The following is a 21,987-nucleotide window of genomic DNA, read 5'->3' as shown; positions in this document are numbered from 1 at the left end:
TTTAAAAAAATAATGGGACAGAGATTTGGTAGGGGCTCCAGGACTCGAACCTGGGATCCTCCGGTTATGAGCCGGATGCTTTAACCAACTAAGCTAAGCCCCCAAAAATGGAAGCCTCAGAATAATGCTTTTCTGGCAAATATCAACTTTAAAAGACAGGCTTAATCCACCGTCTGTGCGGGGGCCCCACTCTGCTGGCCGCGTGGAGAGGTCCTAGTGCTGCTGCGGTCACTGCCTCGAGCTCCTGAAGCTGTTCCGCCGCCGCTAAAGGCCTGATCAAAGTGGCTCATACACGTCTGTCTGTTCGGCTGTGGTGAGCAGCCCAAGGCCTTTTGCATATTTTGATCTGCCAATAATGTGGCCTCATCACGATCGCGGTCAATGATGTATCTACTATCTGAAGGTCTTTGATTCTCCCATAATGGAGAATCCAATGCAGGCAAGGGTTTAGGACCCGTTCTTTTTTTACACATCAGTTCCACGGCCTCTTTAGATAAGGACGCTAACTTTTCAAGTTTCGTTTGTGGAGGCTTTTGCTTTAAATACAAGCCCGCCATTTTAGCTCCCCACATATCAGAGGAGGTTTCACTCACTACACCGCCTCGGTTACACTCCTCGCCCTCTTTGACTTTTCCGCTTTCGGCAGTGATGAATTTCTCTTTGGCTAAACAGCTTAGCGCAGGTGTTAAAGGATAGTGAGCTGGCGGAACACCTTCTAAGGTTCTTTCAATCAACCCCTGACTTTCCCATGTGGACAGTCTAGAAGATATCTCTTCTGGCTTCGATAAAATACTACTAAACCCTGCCGAAAAATAATTCGATGTGTTCATCTCACCAATAGCATAATTTGTGTCTTGTCCCTGAGCCCCCGCAATAGTCGGGATCGGTTGTTTACGATGATAGTGCTCACACTGAATCTTGCACCCATCCACAGAATGTCCTGCCTCATGGCCTAATATCCAAGTGAGTTGTGAGTCTGATGTTAATCCATTGTGCAAGCAGATTGAAACCTTATGTTTCGTGCTCACATATCTACCACCCAAAGCATCACTGCTGCGACAGTTGTCATCAATAAGAAGCTCTAAGGTTTGGAGTCTTTTAACAAACTCAGCCTTTACACTGTCAAGCTGACCCACTGGTCGACCCCCAGACGCCTGCTGGATCATCTGGTTTTTCACCCAAACAAACCTTTCACGTAATCTTTGGGTCGCCTTTTGTTTTTGCTCTGGAGTGAGAGGTTTAGGAGGTTTAGTGCTATTGGGGTTTGCCATGATTAAACCCCCTGGCAGATCAACAAAGGCTTCGTTTGAATCAGGCACCTCTGAACACAGTTTTGCAAAGTCAGGCAGAGAACAAGTCATCGCCCCTTCACTTGCGCCACTTGGGTTTGCAACAAAAATTATCCCTGCAATCGCCACGCTCAATTTAATGTTCATATACCGCCTTCGAATAAACACTATATACATTATCATCGTCACAAAAATGGAGTAACTCAATTTATTTTTTCAAAACCACACACTTAAGCTTTTTAGCTGTAGAACTCTTTTTCACTGTCAAAGGCCTAAGCGATGGCTTGCTATTTAATTGAATTTGAATACCCTTGGCTTTTATGATTTTTAAATAAAAAAAATCGGCACCCATTGAGTGCCGATCGTAATCTTTTCTGAACAGAAAAATCTTTAGATTTTATTCACCGTTATTTAGTAGTCCCTCTAAGAAAGCTTTTAGTTTTTCAGAGCGGCTAGGGTGGCGAAGTTTACGTAGGGCTTTGGCCTCGATCTGACGAATACGTTCACGAGTCACGTTAAAGTCCTGACCTACTTCTTCCAAAGTATGATCACTCTCTTCACCGATACCAAAACGCATTCTTAAAACTTTTTCCTCACGAGCCGTTAAGGTCTGAAGTACACGACGAGTCTGTTCTGCAAGGTTCAAACTCGCAATCGCCTCAGACGGAATCACTACGCGTTTGTCTTCGATAAAATCTCCTAAGTGTGAATCTTCCTCTTCACCCACTGGAGTTTCAAGGCTGATCGGCTCTTTGGCGATCTTAAGCACTTTACGTACTTTATCTACTGGCATGTCCATGCGCTCTGCGATCTCTTCAGGAATTGGCTCACGTCCTAATTCTTGAACTAATTGACGAGAGGTACGCACTAACTTGTTAATAGTTTCAATCATGTGCACAGGGATACGAATGGTTCTGGCTTGGTCTGCAATCGCACGAGTGATCGCCTGACGAATCCACCACGTAGCATAAGTTGAAAACTTAAATCCACGACGATACTCAAACTTATCCACAGCTTTCATCAAACCAATGTTACCTTCTTGAATCAGATCCAAGAACTGTAAACCACGGTTGGTGTACTTCTTAGCAATAGAGACCACTAAACGAAGGTTGGCTTCTACAAGTTCAGATTTCGCTTTGTCAGCCTCACGCTCACCTTTCCAAATTTCTGTGTACGTGTCGCGCACCCACTCAAAAGTCATTCCAGTGTCGTTCAGAAGTCTTTGGTATCTTTCTTCCGCACGAGTCGCAGTTTTAACGTACTCGTCTAATTTGCCATAAGTAAGACCTGTTTTTTTCAACAGCTTATCCATGACGGCATCGTTCTTTTGAGCCTCTTCGTAGTCTTTCACTAGATCTTCAAGTTTTTCATAGAACGTGTATTTGAGAGCGTCTTTGACTCGTTTTCTAAGTTGAGTCATACGGCCCACCGCATTTTTAAACTTAATCACAATACGGTTTACGGTCTTACGATTGAAGTTGATGTTTTCAAACACCTTCATCAATTCATCATTTTCTTTAGCTAAAAGCTCAGCCACTTTTTTGGCTTCATCAGAAAGGTGACCTTGTTCGCGCATTTTCAAAAAATACGGAGTCACTACTTTTTCATATTTTTTAACTTCATCAATAAGTTCGTTGATCTTTTGGATGTACTCATTCTCATCGTACTGAGTCTCTTCGTCTTCAAGACCTCTAAAGATAGATTTTACCTTAAGGCGTCCATCGTTCACGCGCACACCCAATTGGATGATCTCTTCTGTTCCCATTGGTGAGAAAAGGATGGCTTTTACGATCTTACGCTCACCCTCTTCAATACGCTTTGCGATCAACACTTCCCCTTCGCGGGTCAGTAACGATACGCTTCCCATTTTTCTTAAGTATAGGCGAACAGGGTCGTTGCCTTTAGTCTCTTCTTTGACTTTTTCTTCTTCGCGCTCGTCATCTTTGTCGGCGTCGTCCAAGAAGAATTCATTCTCTTCATTTTCAACTTCTGCTGTATCATTTTCAGGTGAGTCTGAAATAGTTACACCCGCAACCTCAAGACCCTGCATGAACATATCAAGGGCTTCGGCTGCAATAATCTCTTGCGGTAGACCTTCATTGATCTCTTCAATGGTGATGCTTCCGCTTTCGCGATCAAGGGCTGTAAACCTTTGAATTTGTTCGGTCACAAGAAGTTTTTGCTCTTCAATACTCAGTTGAATGATCTCTTCTTTACCCTTGGTAATGGTGGTTTTTGATGACATATTTTGATGTCTCCTAACGTACAATATAATCTATTTGGGACCTTTTAAGTCCCATTGTCTTTTTTTCATATTCACAATCTGTTCCAACTCTTCAGGTGACGGATTTGAGCCTATGGATTTTAGTGTTTGCTGCATTTTGGCTCGCTCACGAGTCGTCTTTAGCTTCGCAATACAATCATTTACCATTCTTGTCCTTTGCTCTGAAGTCAGCTCACTTAAGGGTTTTTTCAGGTGCCACGCCAAAAAGCTTTTAGGCTCTACAAAGGACATCAGCACCGCAGTTAAGTTACCAAAATCTGTAGGCTTTTGTCCATAAAGACTACTGATTTTTTCAAAAATGGGAAGAACCTCAAGGCCCTGAAGCATCTGGGGTGTGATTTGGGATAGGGCCAGCTGTAGACAGTTTTCGTCCATCAGCATGATGTTAATCAAATCCCTCTCAAGAACTGAGACGTTTTTAAGCTTAATAGTTTCGATCTGAGCCAAAAAAACGTCACTTTCAGCCTCTTTATCGGCGTTTTTCTCGTTGGGCATAAGACCCTCGGCTTGAGGCCTTGCGGTCTCATGGGAGCTATATCGAGCCTGCAATGCGCTTTGTCGCTGATTATGCTCTGCAACTACTTTGAGGAGCCAAGACTCCTCTACGTCTAAGCGAAAGGCAGTCTCTTGAACGTATAGCTCTCTGAGGCTACCCAGCCCTACTTCACCCAAAACGGGGGCCACTTCGCCTGCGATGTTCATCTTATCTGACACCTGAGCCGTTCCGTATTTTTTAATCGTTCGGTCTAAATATAAAATATATAAGTCTTTCGCTTTTTGGATCTGCAAGTTAAGCCCTTCGGCTCCATGTTTTTGTAGAAAAGAATCTGGGTCATTATTTTCTGGCAAATAAATCCCTTTTACCAAAAGTCCTTCTTTTAAAAGATGGCGCATGGCCTTTTCACTAGCATTGATCCCCGCACTGTCGCCGTCAAAAAGCACAATGACGTTTTTAGTGTAACGCTTGATCAGGTGGGCGTGCTCTTCTGTTAAGGCCGTACCCAAGGTGGCCACCACATTTTTAAAACCGAATTTATAAAGTGCGATCAAGTCCGTGTAACCCTCAACCACAATGGCATAATCTTGAGCACGAATCTCTTTGGCTGTTTCGTATAGACCATAAAAGGTTTTGCTTTTTTTAAACACAGAGGTTTCGGGGCTATTTAAATACTTGGGTTTGGAGTCATCTAAAACTCGTCCACCAAATCCCAGCACGTCCCCTGTGGGGGATAGAATGGGAAATATGATCCGATTTCTAAAGACATCATAATAACTTTGGCCGTCTTTGGATTTAAAGAGTCCTAGTTCTGACAGCTGCTTAAAGCTGTAGTTTTTTTTCTTAAGCTCTGCACTGATAAAATCCCAGGAGTCAGGCGCAAACCCAATGTGGAAGAGTTCAATCAGGTCCACAGTTAAACCCCGATTGGCTAAATACACTTTAGCAGGATGACCTTCGGGTAAATCACTTAAAGCCTTGCGATATTGATCACGACATATTTCATTAAGTTTTTTTAAGTCGATCTGGTTGCTGTTTTTATTTTGCTTGGCAGCTACAGATCGCTCTGGCAATGGCAACCCCGCACGCTTTGCCAAGTATTCCACAGCCTCAGGAAAGCTGAGTCCATTATACTCTTTTAAAAAAGTAAAAATGTTTCCTGATTTTCCACAACCAAAACAGTGATAAAGCTGCTTATCGTCTGAGACGGAAAAACTAGGGGTCTTCTCATTATGAGAGGGAAAAGGGCAAGTTCCCATAAAACTTCTGCCCTTATTTTGCAAGCGAGTGTACTGACCTATGAGCTCTACGATGTCAGAGCTTTGCATGACCTTATCAATAAAGTCCTGATCAAAAAACAGGCCTCTTTTTTCTTGCAACACTCACCCCTTGAAATGTTTTATATTAAATTTTTGAAAACGAACTGAGGTTTAAATCTTAAAGACTAGGGCTGTTCTAGTGCGTTCTTTACGATTTGGCTTACCAGTCGGTTGTCTGCATTGCCACCCGTCTTCTCACGAACATAACTCATAACTCCACCCATGTCCTTCATGGTTGAAGCTCCTGTGGCTGAGATGGCTTCTCTCACAATCACAGCAATTTGATCTTCTGACAGTTGTGCGGGCAGATAGGTTTCTAAAATTTTAAGTTCTGCCTTTTCGTTGTCGGCAAGTTCTGGACGACCCGCTTTTTCATACTGCTCGATAGAGTCTTGTCTTTGCTTGACTGATTTTTTGATCACACCCACAACATCTTCATCGGTGATGGCATTAGGTCGAAGCTCAATCTCTTTATTTTTAATAGCAGAGTTTAGAAAGCGCAGCGTGGACAGCACGACTGTATCTTTATTTTTCATAGCTTCTTTAATATCTGTTAAAATTTTTTCTTTAAGACTCATAGCAACCCTTTCTTACAGTAGCAGACCTGGTGGCGTTCGTTCCTGCTGCTTCCTACTTTTACTGCTTGTGTTTCAAATTACGATCTTTAAGTTAAGGGGACTCCGAAAAGTCCCCTTGAAGATTTGTGAGCCGTTAATAAATTAACGACCGTAGTCTGACTTTTTCATTTTCTTAACTAGGCGTTTGCGAGCGGCAATTGATTTTTTCTTTGCACTCACACTTGGTTTTTCAAAGTACTCACGCTTTTTCACTTCAGAAAGAATGCCTGCTTTTTCGCAAGCTTTTTTGAAGCGTCTAAACGCACCTTCGAAAGCCTCGTTATCTCGAATACTGACGAAAGCCAAAGCTATCACCACCTTTATTTGTATTTTCCCATAATTAGGAATATATCTGAATAACAAACAGGCCGTGGTTTGACAAGCCTTTAGGCCCCTTAGCCATGCTGACTGGCAAGGAAAGGAGATTCCATAACTACCTTAAATCACGAAGTTTTTATGGAACAGGCCCTTGAACTTGCCCAGAAAGCCGCCGCCCTTGGCGAAGTCCCTGTAGGAGCCCTTATTGTGGACCCACAGGGTGAAGTTTTGGGGACAGGCTATAATCTCAAAGAAAGCCAACAGACGGCCACCCGTCACGCCGAAATCCTAGCCATTGAAGCCGCTAACCAAAAACTGGGGTCGTGGAGGCTTGAAGGCTGCACCCTGTATGTGACCCTAGAACCCTGCCCTATGTGCACAGGAGCCATTTGGGCCAGTCGCTTGCAACAGGTGATCTACGGGGCTTCTGATCCCAAATCGGGTTACTGTCATAGTCTTTATGAATTAGGGAAGGACTCTCGCCTTAACCATCGGTTTGAAGCTCAGGGCGGAATTTTAGAAGAAGCTTGCTCGCAAATTTTAAAAGATTTTTTCAAAACTCTTCGTAAATAAAAAAAGCCTCAAGGCTTGAGGCTTTTGTTGAAATCTCATTTCTGTGATTGTGGACAGTGACCAGATGCCACTTGTATCTATCTTGGGTGACATCTCCTTTTTCTGCACAGTCACACGATTGCAGAATGTGTGTTGTAACAACGATTAGTATTTTACAACAACGCGAATGTTAGAGCGGCCTACTTTTCTCATAAGGCCATTTAGCTTTTCTGCCACGTCAAGTCGGACTCTTACACAACCTGCAGAGGCTCTAGAACCCAATTTGGAATAGTTGTCTGTGGATGTCGCGTGAATAAAGTAATTGCCTTTAAATTGCATAGCGTAGCCCATGTAGGCTCCGTTGTAGATTCCAGAACGTCTGTTCTTGCCTGCAATCTCGTCCACGCTGAAAAGTCCTGTAGGTGTCACTTTACCTTTTCTTGCTGTAGAAACAGGTTTGTCATGCACGCCCGCAAGTGTGGATCCATTGTAATAGGCGTAAAGTCTTTGTTTAGAAATATTCACCACTACACATAAAGTGTATTTACGACATGTTGTTTCGTTAGGAGTTGAGGAGATCAATCCTACGCGATGAACTAAAGACTCAGTTTCTGAAGAGTCCAAACCATAGAACCAATCCAAGATGTCTTGATCTAAAGATTCTAAAAGATCTGGGCCCGAAACTTCGGGGTTTTTACTGACAAGAGACACCAAAGCCTTAGCCTGATCCTCTGTCCAGTAGCTGTCCTTGGCCCAAGTTTGAAAGCTTTCAAGGATTTGAGCTTTTTCAGATTCAGTGGCGTTTTGGTAAACGCTATATGGAGTGGCTTTAGTAGCATCCAGCTGCTCCGCGTGCGCAAATGGCAAGAACACAAACGATAAAAGAAATGATGTAAAGAGCGTAAATCTCATATATCCCCCTGTTTTAGATTTTAGTTTAACAAACACCCAGAGAACTAAATGAACACATTTCAATAGCCAATTCGTTTTCTATGACCATGTAATAAAGTCACAGTTTGGCTTGACCACTACACTCTTATTGATAATCTTGTTTTCTTTAAAGGAGCTTTATGTCATCGACAAACATCTCGCTAACAAAATCCTCACAAAAATCAAATCATTTCAAAACAATCAAAACCTTAGGTTTCTATCTTTGGCCCAAAGGTAGGATGGACCTTAAGATTCGTGTTCTGCTGGCGGTCTGTTTTTTAATCTGCGCTAAACTTATAAATGTCTATGTCCCCTTCTTGCTAAAACAAGCCGTAGATCATCTGTCTGTGGGACAAGCCTTATTGACTCTGCCTCTAGGAGTGATCCTCGCTTACGGTATTGCTAGCGTGACCGTACAGCTCTTTGGAGAATTTCGTGATTTGCTTTTTATTAAAGTCGAGCAACATGCCCAGAGAATCATTGCCCTAAATACTTTTAAACATCTTCATGCTCTGTCTTTAGATTTTCATCTTGCAAGGCAAACAGGTGGTCTATCGCGGGTGATCGAAAGAGGAACTCGCGGGATACAGTTCCTGCTCGACTTTATGACCTTTAATATTATCCCAACCCTTTTTGAAATCTTTTTGGTGACGGGAGTTTTGCTTTACAGATACGACTTTAGGTATTCGCTGATCACATTCTCAACCATAGCACTTTATATATTTTTAACTCTCGTCATTACCGAGTGGCGGCTTAAATATCGCAAACAAATGTTAGAAGAAGAGACCAATGCAAATATCAAAGCTGTGGACAGTTTACTTAATTTTGAAACCGTAAAGTACTTTGGCAATGAAAAGCACGAACACCATCGCTTTAATAAATCTTTACTGGGATACGAGAATGCCGCCATCAAAAGCCAGTACAGTTTATCCGCCCTTAATGTCACCCAAGCTAGTATTATTGGAGCAGGTCTTTTAAGTTTAATGATCTTTGCAGGGCAAGACGTTGTCGCAGGAAAGATCACAGTAGGAGATTTTGTTCTGATCAACGCTTACCTTATTCAACTGTATTTACCTTTAGGATTTTTAGGTTTTGTGTACCGAGAAATCAAAAACAGTTTAGTAGACATGGAAAAGATGTTTGAGATCACTGAGGTGCATGCTTCTGTGGCAGACAAACCCGATGCTCAGGTTTTAGCGTCTGATGCCAGTACGGTGGAGTTTCAAAACGTGCGTTTTGGTTATAACTCCGATCGAGAAATCCTAAAGGGCATTGATTTTAAAGTAGACTCTGGAAAAACGCTGGCTATCGTGGGCTCAAGTGGTGCAGGTAAATCCACCATTTCTCGTCTACTTTTTCGCTTCTATGATGTAAGCGCGGGGCACGTTAGAGTGAGTGGCACCGACATTCGAGACGTCACCCAAGAGTCATTGCGCTCACACATTGGCGTTGTGCCTCAGGACACTGTTTTGTTTAACGACAGCATTGGTTATAACATTTCCTACGGAAGACCTTCTGCCTCTCATGAAGAGATGGTTCATGCGGCAAAGCTCGCTAACATTCATGACTTTGTTATGGGTCTTCCTCAACAGTACGATACACCTGTAGGAGAAAGAGGTTTAAAACTTTCTGGTGGTGAAAAACAACGAGTTGCCATTGCCCGAACCATTTTAAAAAATCCACCCATTTTGCTTTTTGATGAGGCCACGTCCTCTTTGGACACGCACAATGAACGCGAAATTCAAGAGGCTCTTAAGAAAGTTTCGGAAAAGCGCACTACGCTGATCATCGCCCATCGTCTTTCAACTGTTGTGTACGCGGATGAAATCATCGTACTACAAAATGGAACTATTATTGAAAGAGGTCGCCATTTTGATCTGCTTTCTAAAAATGGCACCTATGCTGCGATGTGGAGATCTCAGCAGGAAGAAAAAGAAGTGGCCTTAGTCTAAACATTGGTACAGAGATTTGTTCTGAGTGCATTTCACCCTGTATTTACTTTAAAATCTGGAAAAATTCTTAAAGTCATTTCTTAAATCGTATATGAACAATGTCTCAAAATAAGGACAAGGTTTTTGCGTCGACTTAGCTTAATGAGTTTTTTGATATTGGTGGTGTATCTTGGGTTTTTCCCAAGTGCTCAGGCCAACCTATGTCGCAGATTTTTGTCTCAGGAAACCGTCCAGTCTGAACCTTTGGGTCCTACTGTGCCATGGGATCAACTGATTCCTGGGCAGACTCATTTTGGTCAACATATCGTTGAGAAGTATGACTTCAAACGTCCCATTAAAACTATAGAAACACCACAGGCCTTTATTTTGAACAAAAACATCCCCGTTGTGGAGGTCCAAACCCCAGAAGGCTCTCGTTACCTCATGGTAGACAGCCACCATACTCTTTTGCGCTTTGTAAATATGTTCTCACAAAAGAAAAATTTGCTTGTGCCTATTCGTGTGGTGGAAACTATCACCGCTACTAGATTTGATTACCAACTCATACAACGTCTTATAGATCAAGGACATGCGTGGACGCCCGATGTGCCGACTCCTCTGTGGCGATTTTCAACCCACTGGCCACAGAATATTTTAGAATTGCGCGATCTTCCCCTACGAAGTGCCGTGCAAATTTTGTTTTTTGAAATGGACTTAAGCGGAAAATCTTTTAAACCTTACATGCAATTTTATTTAGCCGAAGAGCTTCGTCAGCAAGGATTTAAAATTAAGCCTAAAGATTTTGAAAGTGCTAAACGCGAAGCTAAACTTAAAAAAAGACTACATAAGTTTCTAATCAAGACCCCCGAAGTGTTAGAGGCTTTAAAGCAGAATATCGTCGAAGGCGACACCAAAGGGGCTCTAACTAAAATCTCTAACTATCAAGCTTTGAAGACAACGAGATAAGCCCTAGAACCAATCTAAGAAATCAAACCAGCTTCTTTCAGGCACAGGTGTATTTAAGCTTAAATCCCTAGACCACACTTGCAAAGCCTTTAGGGTTTCGGCACTGAGTTCGTAGTTATTGGGTCGAACATTTAAACTTAGCAAATCCACCCACCAACGAGGGAACTCTTTGTTTTCCATAAGTCTAAACTGAAAATCACGATTAAGCTTGGATAAAACCAGCTCCATCTGCCTGGAGTTTTCAATATCGTTGGGATGAATAAAGGGCCAAATGTCTCTGGTGGGTATGCTAGTATGAATGGGGCGGCCCCCAGAGTGACAACTGTAACAGCGGCGTGGATTTTTTTTAACCGCAGGTCTTCCTTTAGAATCCCACACAAAATAACCTTAGCACCTCGTTCAACAGTCTTTGTGAATAGGTCTGACCACAATGCCCCCAACATCTGCCTCCCCCTTCAGTAAAATTTTGTTACTACAAATGGGGTATTTTTCAATATTGAGGGGGGTTTTCGGGATTTTGTCACCCATTCTGATAATTAAATGGGAATGCTTAAATTATGTGCGTGCTTTTTTGCCTATTACAATTCTGTATAGGAAAAGCAGCAGCATTACCCTTGGTTCACTGTTAATTTTATGTTTTAAGAAATTTTTGTGTTTTAAATAAGACATTTTAGCTTTTGCCCACGCCATACCCTTGCCAATAAGAATGTTATAGGCCAAACATAAACTACAATAACCTAATTAAGGAGGAACTTTATGAAATTGTACTACTCTCCAGGCGCATGTTCTTTGTCCGTGAACATTGCTTTACGTGAAGCTGATCTTAAATTTGATATGGTGAAGGTCGATCTTAAAACCAAAGAAACCACCGAAGGTCACTACCTTGATGTGAACCCCAATGGATATGTCCCCGCTTTAAAACTAAACGATAATACATTATTAACTGAGGCAAACGTAATTTTAAGATGGATCGCAGATCAGTCGCCCGAAAAGAATCTTTTCCCCAAACCAGAAGAACCTAACTACTATCAGGCCTTACAGATGCTAAGCTTTGTCGCCACAGAAATGCACAAAGGCTTCGGTAGTTTGTTTCATGCTTACCGCTTTAACGAAGAGGGTATTAAAAGCATACACTCTCAACTGCAAAGTCGCTTAACTTATGTCAATTCTATCTTTGAAAAACAAAAATTTCTTTTAGGTGATACTTTATCAATCGCAGACATTTACCTATTTAATATTCTGCGTTGGGCTCCTGCGATCAAAGTGGACCTTACTTCACACACTAAGATTTTAGGATTTATAGAAACCATGCGAGGTCTAGATAGTGCGCGTGAGGCTTTAAGATCTGAGAGCTAAATTATTCAAATTTTCAGACTCCAGCACTTATGCTTTCATAAAAAAAACATCTACGTTTTATTCTACAGCATCAGGTGTTGGCGCAGAATTTCTTACAGTGCCATGCCCTTCTTGACATTGCTCTGTAAGTTGCGCCACTAAGTTTATTTTATGTGCGTCTCCCATTACCAAAAAACCATTACCTTTTTTTGTTAATAAATTTTGGGCCGCATACACATCTCTCATGTTACCTATCTCATTCGCTGTTTTTAACTTATGAAAATAAATTGATATTTTTTCTCTTTCTGCAGTAGGCATTATTTGAACAAATTTTTGTATTTCATCTAGGCTTGGAATATTTTGAGGTGAGATCTTACCTGCAAATTCACTAATTGCCCGTATGTGCTTAGGCTCAAGGTTCGGACTATTCATTAATATTCTGCCAATGTAGTTTGCCTCTTCGAACGAAGCGTCCCAGCTTTTAATAAAACTAGAATCAAATCCTACCATTTGTATGTTTTTATCCCAGGAACTCTGGTTGCCATACAGATAATCGTCAATAATAGGGCCAAACCCATAAGATATCGTACGGTCATATAGTTGCTTAGATACACCTTTAGCTTGCAAATCCATCCAAAGGGAATCCACACCATCTTCCCACTGTCCCAAATGAGACATCTGGAATTCATCGGGAAGCATTTCTAAAGCCACCCAGTCAATTTTACCCGTTTTGTGTAACTCTAATATGCGCGCACGGTCTTGATCAAAACGCTCCAAAAGGTCTTTGTTCTGATTTATTTTTTGTCTTAAAAAATCTTCTATTTCTTGTTTTCCCGCATTAGGATTAGCGCCTAAAAAATCAAATATGAAACCAATCCCCCCCTCACCTGGAATTTGGTGTGTGGCCATGTGAAAATAAATTTTACTTCCATCCTTTTTATAAAAGACAGCCTCATCTTCTGAATATGTACAAATCTGCTGCGCATAAGCCTTTTGCATAAAATAACTAAGCCATCTCAGAGATGTTTTATTTCTTTTTTTTAATGCATTAGTTTTCGCTTCCCAAGTTCTTGTTTTGGTTTTGCTTAGTAACTGTTTGTTTAAACTAAAATAGTTTTTGCATATTTTATTTTTAGTATTCTTTTGACACAGTTGATGCGCAAACTCATGCATACGATACCAGTCGCCACTGGCGTAGGGTGATCGAAAAAATGAGCCTTTTTCCTTAGACGAAGACTTTGCAATACACTGTTTTAGTGCTTGTTGAGTGGTTACACAAACATCCCCAGCTCCAGTCCAACTGGCGCATCGAACCTGTCTAGCTGGACATTTTTGGCGATTCATAGACGAGATACAAGTGCCACCTTCAGATTTAAAAAGCCACCCCGCCTGTGTACAATTATAGCCCTTCATTTTAGAAGTCGGTTTAATTTGTGCTGTTTCAAAGCCCTGTAAAACCTCAGATAGCTGGGTTACCATGCTTGCTAGCTCAAAAGTCGTAAGCTTGGGTAAATCATTATGTTGCACAGTCTCAAAAGCCCAAGCGTTTTGCATACATAAAAGACTTACTATAATCACCAGCCATCGCATAAAAACCTCCAAGAGCTGTTACCATATTACACCGATTTACTGTAAGGCTTGTATTCCCTAAGCCAAATCAGGCCTTTCGTTCGGCTATGGTATGAGCCTGAAAGCCTTCGCTTTTTTGATGGACATGGCCCTTAGGACTTATTATACATAAATATCTTTGAACGGAGAGGTGGCCGAGTGGTTGAAGGCGCACGCCTGGAACGCGTGTAGGCTCCAAAAGGGTCTCGAGGGTTCGAATCCCTCCCTCTCCGCCAGTTTTACAACTTCCTAATTTTACTAAGATTTTTTTGATGATTTTAAGCTTGGGTCCGTGTTGGGTCCCACTCACTATTTTTCTACATTTATGATTAACTTCAAATCCTGAAAGTATCTCTCAACGTGTTTTTCATCAAAACCAAAGGTTTTAAAATAGGGTAAAAAATGCTTTTGTTCTTCCAAAGTTGGCAATATTCCTTGATCAATTATTTGCTGAAAAAGCTTTTGAGTTTCTTCACTGGTATGTGACGATTGTACTAAATCTATAACAAGATTGATTTGTCTCAACGATTTAGCAATTTCAATCCAGTATAAATCTATTGAATCAGAATTGGCTCCTTCCAAGAACCAACCATAAGTTGAAACTTGATTTTTTTCTTCTGCCTTAAGATTCTCACTTAAACTGAAAACTTGATCACCTTTTAAAGCTATAACATTACCCTTAACACTTTCTGACATTTTACTGCCATTACTAAGTAAAATTCTTAGTTGATCAAAATTACCATGTATCATGGCACTTCTGATTTCAGAAAAATTAGTCAAATTTAATTTAAATCGTTTTTTAGTTTTTTCCTGAAAATCGCTAATAATTTCACTTAAGTCTTTAAACGGCAGCATATCAGTGTTTCGTTGCTTTCTATTTCTATCATCCAACTTACGAGTTTCAACGCCGTACAGCTCTACCATCATCTTAATATGGAATTCCCATACTGCCCCTAAACCAGATGCCTGTTGGTATTCCCACCAAGATTTTCTTGTATATGAAGTTTTAAGTGCTTCATCTATGGCTCTATTAAATTTTGTTGTTGTACTTTCATATCCAAAAATATTTTGGGCTAGCTTATCAGCAATAGATTCAACATCACTTTGCTCTTTAATATTTTTTGGTTTAAATGCGTCGCTAATGGCCTGACTTATCTTCAATCGAATTTCTTCAATCGTTCCCAATCTCTTAAATTTACTACAAAAGACCCTTGCTATTAAACGACAAAGAAGCATCTAATATCTCCATTAAAATTTAATTTTAACTAAAATTTATTATCTGTATCTTATCATGAAGATAATCTGGACAAAGGTGAGCGTATCTTTGAGTCATCTTGATATCTGCGTGACCAAGGAACTTTTGAAGATCAAAAAGATTTCCTCCGTTCATCATGTAATGAGATGCGAATGTGTGTCTAAAATCATGAAATATATATTTCTCTAAACCAATTTGTTTTAAAAAAGGTTTTAGATGACGAGATGTAAAATGATCTGGTGATATACAATTACCCTTAGGATCAATAAATACATGACCTGCCCCCCAAAAGTTAAGCCCTAGTTTATCACAACTTTTGGCTCAACTTTTGGGGGGCAGGTCAAATGCAGTATTTATACCCACACTGTACACTACATAATTATGATACCTTAAATCATATCGTCAAATCGCCTAAAGATACCTTAAATCATATCCGATAAGAGAGTATGACCTACCCTAAAGTCGGCACATTAAAGCTAAATAACAAAGACTATCTCATTGTTTCTACAGAAGATTTTAAAAGTTTGGACACAAACCTTATAGTTAGAGGTTTAGCTATACCACCCTTAAATAAAATCACGATAGGATACCTTATTAGGCAACATCGTCTATTAGCAGGGCAAACCCAATCAGAACTTGGCAAGAGACTGGGTATCGGACAAAAACATATTGATAAGATAGAAAACAATAAAATAAAAAGGCCCTCAGATTCTTTACTTAGGAAAACAATTGAAGAATTTGGATCTAATTTTGAAGATGGACTTAAACTTATTGGCATAAATCTGAAATACTAAATAGCCGAATCCACAAAGATGTATTAATCTTTTCATTGCAATTTTTGGTCAAATTTTATGGGTGTATTTTTAGGTATTGCTACAGTTTTTTCTATAAAAGCGTTTATAATTTGACATAAATTATTCAAAGAAGATAAAAGCTACCATGAGCCTTGATAAACTTCAAAAAGCCTATTGGATTAAACAAGATGAGCTTCAATCTATTGCATGTTATTACAAAGTTTCTATTGATTCTTTAACTAATTGTATTGAAAATTACGATTTGTCTACACGATCAAGAGTAGAAAAAATTTTATGGGAACAAGTGGACTTAATTGAACAAATTCTAACTATAAAGAAAAAGTTACTCAAATCGAGTCAAATAGTTAGCCTTCCTTCTTATCGCCAACTTTTTTATAAGTAGCTTTAGACACCTTTTTAGCCGCACTTCTTTTTTCTTTGAGAAGATCAGCATCAATTACGATTGGCGTCTCAATTGATTTTAAAATCTGTTTCACTTGCACTTCAAACTCTGGTTTATAAAACAAACGCTGAACACTAAATATTGCATTATAATGCGCAATCAGTTCTGAAGTCTTTCTCATTTTTTCAGTCATTAATTGACCACTAACAGCTTTAGTTAGCACTGGAAAATCTAAGAGCTTTTGCTTTTTAAAAGGACGCTCACTTAAATAGAGAGCAGTATGTTCTTTACCTATACTATTAATGATTTTTTCAAATAGTATTATGTCACAACTACGATCATTGCTATAGCTTTGAATGGCAAGTAACCATAACTTCCTATTCAAAATCATATCACCGAGAGTTTTTTTAAGTTGAACGTTTTTTTCCAAAATATTTTCGTCATCAATTAAGATATATTCTTCAATTGTTGATGGTAATTTGTATCCAGATATTTCAGCCATCTTTTTAAATGCAGAATTACAGGAGGCATCAATCTTATGAGTATAAATCTGAACATGCATTTGAAATCTTGAAAAAAGAAAATCTTCAAACGCAGTAATAGATTTTCTCAAAACCGAGAATAATTTTTTATTACTTTTTCTTTCTTTAACTATACAAAGCCCCTCTTGCAGTCTCTTCAGATCATAGTTTCCATAGGGCACACCACAAAAATAGCTATCTCTTAATAAATAATCCATTCTATCAGAATCAATCTCACCATCTATTAAAGTTCTTAATAATGATATTGTATCTGGGTCAAACCCTTCCGGACATTTTACATACTTACTTTTCAAAGAGGCAATCAGATGGATATCTTCACTATTAAATTCAAGATCTCTTAGTATTTTATCTAGAATCAAAAGACTATAATCTTCATGGTCAGCGTTTTCATTATGACTATTCTTATTTTCAAAAGATACTTTAATAAACGGACTCATATTTTGATTATTACTAATAACTTCGTTAAGACTTGGCATTATTGATTCAGATGCGTGAGAAAACGGCCCATGGCCTACGTCATGCATTAATGCTGCAATACGAAGACATCTACGAATATTATCTGTGAAAATCTTATCACATTCCTCTATTGATATTGAAGTATGTACTGATGACATAACCCAATCATGATCCACTTGATCTCTAGTAACCTTCCCAATAGAATTAAAGATAACTCCTGCCACATGACAGGCACCAATTGAATGCTCAAAACGAGAATGTTTGGCACTAGGAAATACTCGATCCAAAAATCCCAATGCCTTAATTCTTCGCAATCTCTGAAATGCAACATGATTTATAATTCTTTCTTCCTCATCAGTAAGATCAATATTAATGTGTATTGGATCATTAATGGATATTGGCACTTAATCTCCTAAATTATATTTTACAAGATCGGCACCTTTCTAAAGTAAATATAGTTTATAATCAAATATACAAACTTATGTTCTATTTTGAAACTATAAGTTTTCCAAATTATCAAAATTAGAATCTTAAACCATTATATTGAAATTACTAAAAGGACTTTTGTTTCTTGGATGGAATATTTCAAATCTTTCGTTGGATTTTGTATATTCGCTTCTGAAATACTTATACAAAAATGCACTCTTTAAAAAACCCATCATATATCAGAGATACATCTATCTAAGACTCTTCCCCCCACATAGTTTTTCACATGGTATTCCATCTTTGTCTCGATCTAGCCTTGTATATCTACATTCATTCAAGTGATATAAAGCCTCTTCGCAAGAAATCATTTCAGTACATTTTTTTTCTGAGAACAATCAAATTCATTTTTGAATACTACTTTTGATGAAGCCTTAGTTTGTTTATCACTAATTAATTTTTTCTCGGAATCCTTAGTAATACCCGCTTTATTATATGACTCAATTTTGAAATCTTTATTCCACTCCCCAAATGGAATTAATGACATAACTCCGTTTATATTTTTAACATCATAAGGGTATAGATAATTCAACTTATTCCACATCCCTCTTTTTTTACTTTTTGCTTCTTTTTCTGCTGCAATAAATATTTTTTTATTTTCTTCAGAGAATGGATATTTCAAGTAGGCTTTAGCGCATCCTTCCAAAATCATAAATTCATTTAAAAAAGTGCCATCTTCCATAAATAAATACACCAATTTTCTATTATAATAATCTTTGTTTTCTACGCTATCATAAATAACTTTTACTTTTTTGTATCTAGTTGCTTTGATCAAACAATCTCGTGCTCAAAATAGCTCTATTGGTTTGTTTGGATGTTTAGATTCTGGGGGCATCAATCCTAATCAATCTTGCTGTACCTAAATTTTGAAGTTTAACAGTATCACCATCAACTATTTCGATTACAGTATCCTCAATTCCATTACTTCCATATGAGAAAGATAAAATAACTTGGGAGAACAATATAAAAAGAATAATATTTAAATTCGTCATAACCTAGTCATTGGCAATAATTATACCAAGTATATGCAGTAATCTTATCAGAACGATAACAAAATATTGTCACATATATTTTAATTATTAAAAAAGTGACGTTTTAGGACTAGCCGTTATATTAACCATAAAAACCCACAAACAACCACAAACTAGAAAACCCTTTCAGGTTTATATTTTATTTCCTTTTCTCTAAATATTTAAAGCACTTACGAATGCAAATACTTTTTTAAATAGGATTTATTTTTAAAAATCCCTCCCTCTCCGCCAATTTTCAAAGTGAAAAAATCCAGGGTCAAAACAGAAAATCAGTAAGTAAATAGAAACACTAGAAACCTAAGCTGCTGAAATCACAGGAGCAGATTCGATCCCTCAAAACCGGAAGTTACTTAAAAGTACGCAACGTCGCGGGAGGTTGACACATTTCAGGCACAGGAGCGGCACACTTTGTTCTGTGGGCGTAGCAAGGGAACTACGGAACTACTCGGTTAAAGGGGCGTAGGGGGTTCCAATAGGTAAATAGCTTCAAGACGTCACTCTGCACATGACTTCCTCTAGGACGGATCTAGGGCCGCCGATAAAGCAGCAATGCTTTAGCTGATTGCGCACGGTGATTCACAATAGGATCAGGATACTTCCATGGCTTTCGGTCTCCCTCTGGATTATGGAGAACTTTTGTAGGAGCCTCCCGTAGCTCTGATACAAAAGTTTTAATATACGCGCCATCAGGATCGAACTTTGCTCCCTGAAGCCAGGGATTAAAAATACGGAAATAAGGTTGCGGATCACAGCCCGTGGAGGCCGCCCATTGCCATCCACCGTTATTGGGAGCAAGATCCCCGTCAAGAAGCTCTTTCATAAAATGATGCTCCCCCCAACGCCAATCAATCAGAAGATCTTTTGTCAAAAAAGAGGCGACAATCATACGCACACGATTATGCATCCAGCCCGTTTGTCGAAGTTCCCTCATTCCTGCATCAACAATGGGAAAGCCCGTCGTTCCTTCTTTCCAACGTTCAAAAAAATCTTCATTATTTTCCCATTCGATATTTCTATAATGAGGCAGAAAGCTCTGCACTTCGACATCGGGGCGATGGAAAAGTATCGAGTAGTAAAACTCACGCCAAACAAGCTCCTTCAAAAACTGGAGTGGTCCATGACTCGTGCTCGTCCAATGAAGATCCTTGAGCTTAAGCTCATAAATGATCTGAGGAACGGTGAGGCTGCCATTTTTTAAAAACTGGGCAAGGCGCGATGTTCCGCTCACAGACGGGAAATCGCGTCTTTCCTTGTAACTTTGAAGGTCTGATTTGAATAGAAGAAGTTGCTCGTAAGCTCGATGAAAGCCCGCCTCTGGTATAGGGATCGTAACTTGCTTTGAATTTATTTGTTCGAAGCTTTCCATGGCATCTTGCCAAGGAAAATCTTGCGTTTTAGAGATCGCTTGCCACCTGAGTTTAAAAAGGTTCGGGTCACGCCGATTTCCTTCAAAATAGGACTTCGCTCCCTTTTGAGAAGCTATCCGTAACTGACCCTCATCTCTTGAAAGAGCCTCAAACCACCGGCGGGCAAAAGGAGAATAAATTTGGTAAAACTCACCACGTTTTTCATTCTTTAGAATTTCATGAGGTTCAAAAAGAAGATGGTCTCGATTTGTTTTTGTGAATACGCCATTTTCTTTAAGTAACTTTTCGATCTCAGCATCTCGGTCGCGAGCAAAGGGTTCATAGTCTCTACTCCATGTTATAATTGAAGGAGGGAGAAGTTGCTTTTTTTGGCAATAACTCAAAAGCTGCGGAAACGCCTTTTGTGGAAGCTTATCAATGACAAGAAGGTCTCCACCCCGTTCACGAAGATCTTTCTGCAGAGCTTTAAGTGTTTTTAGAAAAAATGCGAAACGATTTGAGGAAAAATCAGAACGACCTAAAAACTTCGAGTCAAAGCAAAATAGGCCCAAGGTTCGCCCCTTGGTCTGTTGCCAGTTTTCTCGAAGAGCCGTATTGCCAACAATTCTGAGATCTCGGCGAAACCAGTGAATTCCCCACGGCGCCATTGTCACAATGATCTCTTTGGAAAAAGCTCAGTAATTTTTCGGCGTCGAAAAGAAAATATCTTCTCGACATCTTTTCTTATCCAAGAAGAAAGAAGTAACCCCCCTAAGATTCCTCCCGGAACACGATATGTAATTTCGTCTATTAGTAAAGTCCCTTTGGGAACATCGCCAAAGGAGTGGACATGATGCCATTTTTTATAGGGACCTTTAAGTTGTTCATCGACAAAATGACTTCCTTCACTCCAGTCGCTAATGAGAGTCTGCCAGCGGATCGGAATACCACGAATTTTTAGTTGATATTCAATCAATGTGCCCTTTTCAATATTTGAAGTAGAAGATCTCAAAACGTGAAAATTAAGCCAAGCGGGTGTGATGGCCTCTAGGTTCTCAACTCTGCTGAAGAACTGAAAAAGTTCCTTTCTCGCATGAGGAACAAATTGGGAAGCGGAAAATCTTTGATCCAAAATGTTCTCATTTAAATATAGCTCTTCAAGAGCACTTTCTATATGCGGATACGAGAAACGAAAGCCCATGGATTCAAGACGCTTCGGTAACACTCGCTGGCTTGCCAGAAGGGCTTGAGACATTTCCCCCAAGACTAATTTTAGCGCAACTGCTGGCACTGGAAGAACAAAGGGGAAATGAAGACTTTGAGCCAATGCCCTCGTGAAGACTCTATTTCTAGTAGGTTCTGGACTAACAAGATTGTAGATTCCTTGAAAATCCTTCGAAGAAATCGCTTGCGACAAAAAATCCAGCAAATCTTTTATATGAATCCAGCTCATCCATTGACGACCATCCCCTAGGGAAAATGGCCCCATTTTCGATAAAGCTCCACCCTCGCGGGCGAGAACGACTCCGAAACGCGCGATCACCACCCGAAGCCCTAGGCCTTCCGCTTTTTGAGCTGCGTTTTCCCATTCACCGCAAAGACGAGAAAGAAAGCCGCTACCTTTGGGTGAGCCCTCATCGACTATCTTGTCTCCAGTGTCCCCGTAGAAACCAATTGCTGAAGCCGATACCAGCAATTGCGGGCGCTCAGAAGGGGGAAGTGACTCAATACTTTGAATAAGACTCTCTGTTCCATCAATGCGAGAATCCCAAAGACTTTTTTTGCGTTTTTTTGTCCAACGCCGGTTTGCAATTCCCTCACCCGCCAGATGAATGATCGCATCCACACTTCTGAAGGACTGAGTCGGCACAGAGCCCGATGACGACCATTTAAAAACTTGGCCAGAGGGAATCTCATGAATCTTATCAGGAGAGCGAACCAGAGCCCGAACTTCATGCCCCTCCAAAGAAAGCTTCTTAATGAGCGCACGTCCCACAAGGCCGCTTGCTCCGGTGATGGTGATTTTCACAAG

At 39.9% G+C, this 21,987-nt stretch carries 19 protein-coding genes and 2 tRNA genes; 6 read left to right on the top strand and 15 right to left on the bottom strand.

Annotation, left to right across the window (positions count from 1 at the left end; translation table 11 throughout):
• Positions 1-26 precede the first annotated feature (26 nt).
• From M9899_02480 to rpsU, 6 genes are all read right to left on the bottom strand, one after another.
• Positions 27-103: transfer RNA gene (locus tag M9899_02480), tRNA-Ile, on the bottom strand.
• A 58-nt stretch (positions 104-161) separates the two neighbouring features.
• A complete protein-coding gene (locus M9899_02475; protein ID MCO5113020.1) occupies positions 162-1,436 on the bottom strand; it encodes a hypothetical protein in 1,275 nt (424 codons plus the stop codon).
• 250 nt (positions 1,437-1,686) lie between these two features.
• On the bottom strand, positions 1,687-3,534 hold the full coding sequence (gene rpoD / locus M9899_02470) for an RNA polymerase sigma factor RpoD (GenBank protein ID MCO5113019.1): 1,848 nt from the start codon (positions 3,532-3,534) through the stop codon (positions 1,687-1,689).
• A gap of 30 nt (positions 3,535-3,564) precedes the next feature.
• Positions 3,565-5,448: a DNA primase gene (dnaG, locus tag M9899_02465; protein MCO5113018.1), complete on the bottom strand. Its 1,884-nt coding sequence runs from the start codon at positions 5,446-5,448 to the stop codon at positions 3,565-3,567.
• A gap of 65 nt (positions 5,449-5,513) precedes the next feature.
• Positions 5,514-5,966 (bottom strand): GatB/YqeY domain-containing protein, encoded by a 453-nt coding sequence (locus M9899_02460; GenBank protein ID MCO5113017.1) that lies wholly within the window; start codon positions 5,964-5,966, stop codon positions 5,514-5,516.
• Between the two features lie 141 nt (positions 5,967-6,107).
• Positions 6,108-6,311: a 30S ribosomal protein S21 gene (rpsU, locus tag M9899_02455; GenBank protein ID MCO5113016.1), complete on the bottom strand. Its 204-nt coding sequence runs from the start codon at positions 6,309-6,311 to the stop codon at positions 6,108-6,110.
• Positions 6,312-6,461: 150 nt separating this feature from the next.
• Between rpsU and M9899_02450 the strand changes: the two genes are divergently transcribed.
• On the top strand, positions 6,462-6,896 hold the full coding sequence (locus M9899_02450) for a nucleoside deaminase (GenBank protein MCO5113015.1): 435 nt from the start codon (positions 6,462-6,464) through the stop codon (positions 6,894-6,896).
• Positions 6,897-7,040: 144 nt separating this feature from the next.
• On the opposite strand, the gene M9899_02445 is transcribed toward M9899_02450, so the two are convergent.
• Positions 7,041-7,787 carry a L,D-transpeptidase gene (locus M9899_02445; protein MCO5113014.1) on the bottom strand — a complete coding sequence of 249 codons (747 nt, stop codon included), beginning with the start codon at positions 7,785-7,787 and terminating at the stop codon, positions 7,041-7,043.
• A gap of 158 nt (positions 7,788-7,945) precedes the next feature.
• Between M9899_02445 and M9899_02440 the strand changes: the two genes are divergently transcribed.
• The gene (locus tag M9899_02440) at positions 7,946-9,757 is read left to right on the top strand and encodes an ABC transporter ATP-binding protein/permease (GenBank protein ID MCO5113013.1); all 1,812 of its coding nucleotides are present in this window, start codon (positions 7,946-7,948) and stop codon (positions 9,755-9,757) included.
• 141 nt (positions 9,758-9,898) lie between these two features.
• Positions 9,899-10,702 (top strand): hypothetical protein, encoded by an 804-nt coding sequence (locus M9899_02435; protein ID MCO5113012.1) that lies wholly within the window; start codon positions 9,899-9,901, stop codon positions 10,700-10,702.
• 3 nt (positions 10,703-10,705) lie between these two features.
• On the opposite strand, the gene M9899_02430 is transcribed toward M9899_02435, so the two are convergent.
• The gene (locus tag M9899_02430) at positions 10,706-11,080 is read right to left on the bottom strand and encodes a hypothetical protein (GenBank protein MCO5113011.1); all 375 of its coding nucleotides are present in this window, start codon (positions 11,078-11,080) and stop codon (positions 10,706-10,708) included.
• A gap of 378 nt (positions 11,081-11,458) precedes the next feature.
• Between M9899_02430 and M9899_02425 the strand changes: the two genes are divergently transcribed.
• Entirely contained in the window at positions 11,459-12,058 is a 600-nt protein-coding gene (locus M9899_02425) for a glutathione binding-like protein (protein MCO5113010.1), read from the top strand.
• Positions 12,059-12,115: 57 nt separating this feature from the next.
• Here the strand turns inward: M9899_02425 and M9899_02420 are convergent, their stop codons facing one another.
• Positions 12,116-13,627 carry a hypothetical protein gene (locus M9899_02420; protein ID MCO5113009.1) on the bottom strand — a complete coding sequence of 504 codons (1,512 nt, stop codon included), beginning with the start codon at positions 13,625-13,627 and terminating at the stop codon, positions 12,116-12,118.
• Positions 13,628-13,790: 163 nt separating this feature from the next.
• Between M9899_02420 and M9899_02415 the strand changes: the two genes are divergently transcribed.
• Positions 13,791-13,881 (top strand) — tRNA-Ser (locus M9899_02415).
• Between the two features lie 73 nt (positions 13,882-13,954).
• On the opposite strand, the gene M9899_02410 is transcribed toward M9899_02415, so the two are convergent.
• Both M9899_02410 and M9899_02405 read right to left on the bottom strand, forming a co-directional pair.
• Positions 13,955-14,830: a hypothetical protein gene (locus M9899_02410; protein MCO5113008.1), complete on the bottom strand. Its 876-nt coding sequence runs from the start codon at positions 14,828-14,830 to the stop codon at positions 13,955-13,957.
• Between the two features lie 76 nt (positions 14,831-14,906).
• Positions 14,907-15,077 (bottom strand): tyrosine-type recombinase/integrase, encoded by a 171-nt coding sequence (locus tag M9899_02405; GenBank protein MCO5113007.1) that lies wholly within the window; start codon positions 15,075-15,077, stop codon positions 14,907-14,909.
• A 269-nt stretch (positions 15,078-15,346) separates the two neighbouring features.
• On the opposite strand from M9899_02405, the gene M9899_02400 reads away from it, so the two are divergent.
• Entirely contained in the window at positions 15,347-15,694 is a 348-nt protein-coding gene (locus M9899_02400; GenBank protein MCO5113006.1) for a helix-turn-helix domain-containing protein, read from the top strand.
• 365 nt (positions 15,695-16,059) lie between these two features.
• On the opposite strand, the gene M9899_02395 is transcribed toward M9899_02400, so the two are convergent.
• The 4 genes from M9899_02395 to M9899_02380 form a co-directional block, all read right to left on the bottom strand.
• Positions 16,060-17,499, bottom strand: a complete 1,440-nt coding sequence (locus tag M9899_02395; GenBank protein ID MCO5113005.1) for an HD domain-containing protein — start codon at positions 17,497-17,499, stop codon at positions 16,060-16,062.
• A gap of 386 nt (positions 17,500-17,885) precedes the next feature.
• Positions 17,886-18,353 (bottom strand): thermonuclease family protein, encoded by a 468-nt coding sequence (locus tag M9899_02390; protein MCO5113004.1) that lies wholly within the window; start codon positions 18,351-18,353, stop codon positions 17,886-17,888.
• A 782-nt stretch (positions 18,354-19,135) separates the two neighbouring features.
• Positions 19,136-20,623: a DNA photolyase family protein gene (locus tag M9899_02385; GenBank protein ID MCO5113003.1), complete on the bottom strand. Its 1,488-nt coding sequence runs from the start codon at positions 20,621-20,623 to the stop codon at positions 19,136-19,138.
• Between the two features lie 2 nt (positions 20,624-20,625).
• On the bottom strand, positions 20,626-21,984 hold the full coding sequence (locus M9899_02380) for a TIGR01777 family oxidoreductase (protein MCO5113002.1): 1,359 nt from the start codon (positions 21,982-21,984) through the stop codon (positions 20,626-20,628).
• Positions 21,985-21,987: the final 3 nt, after the last annotated feature.

It is taken from the genome of Pseudobdellovibrionaceae bacterium (assembly GCA_023954155.1).
Classification (GTDB): Bacteria; Bdellovibrionota; Bdellovibrionia; order Bdellovibrionales; family UBA1609; genus JAMLIO01.
This window is presented reverse-complemented; position numbering and strand designations above follow the sequence as displayed.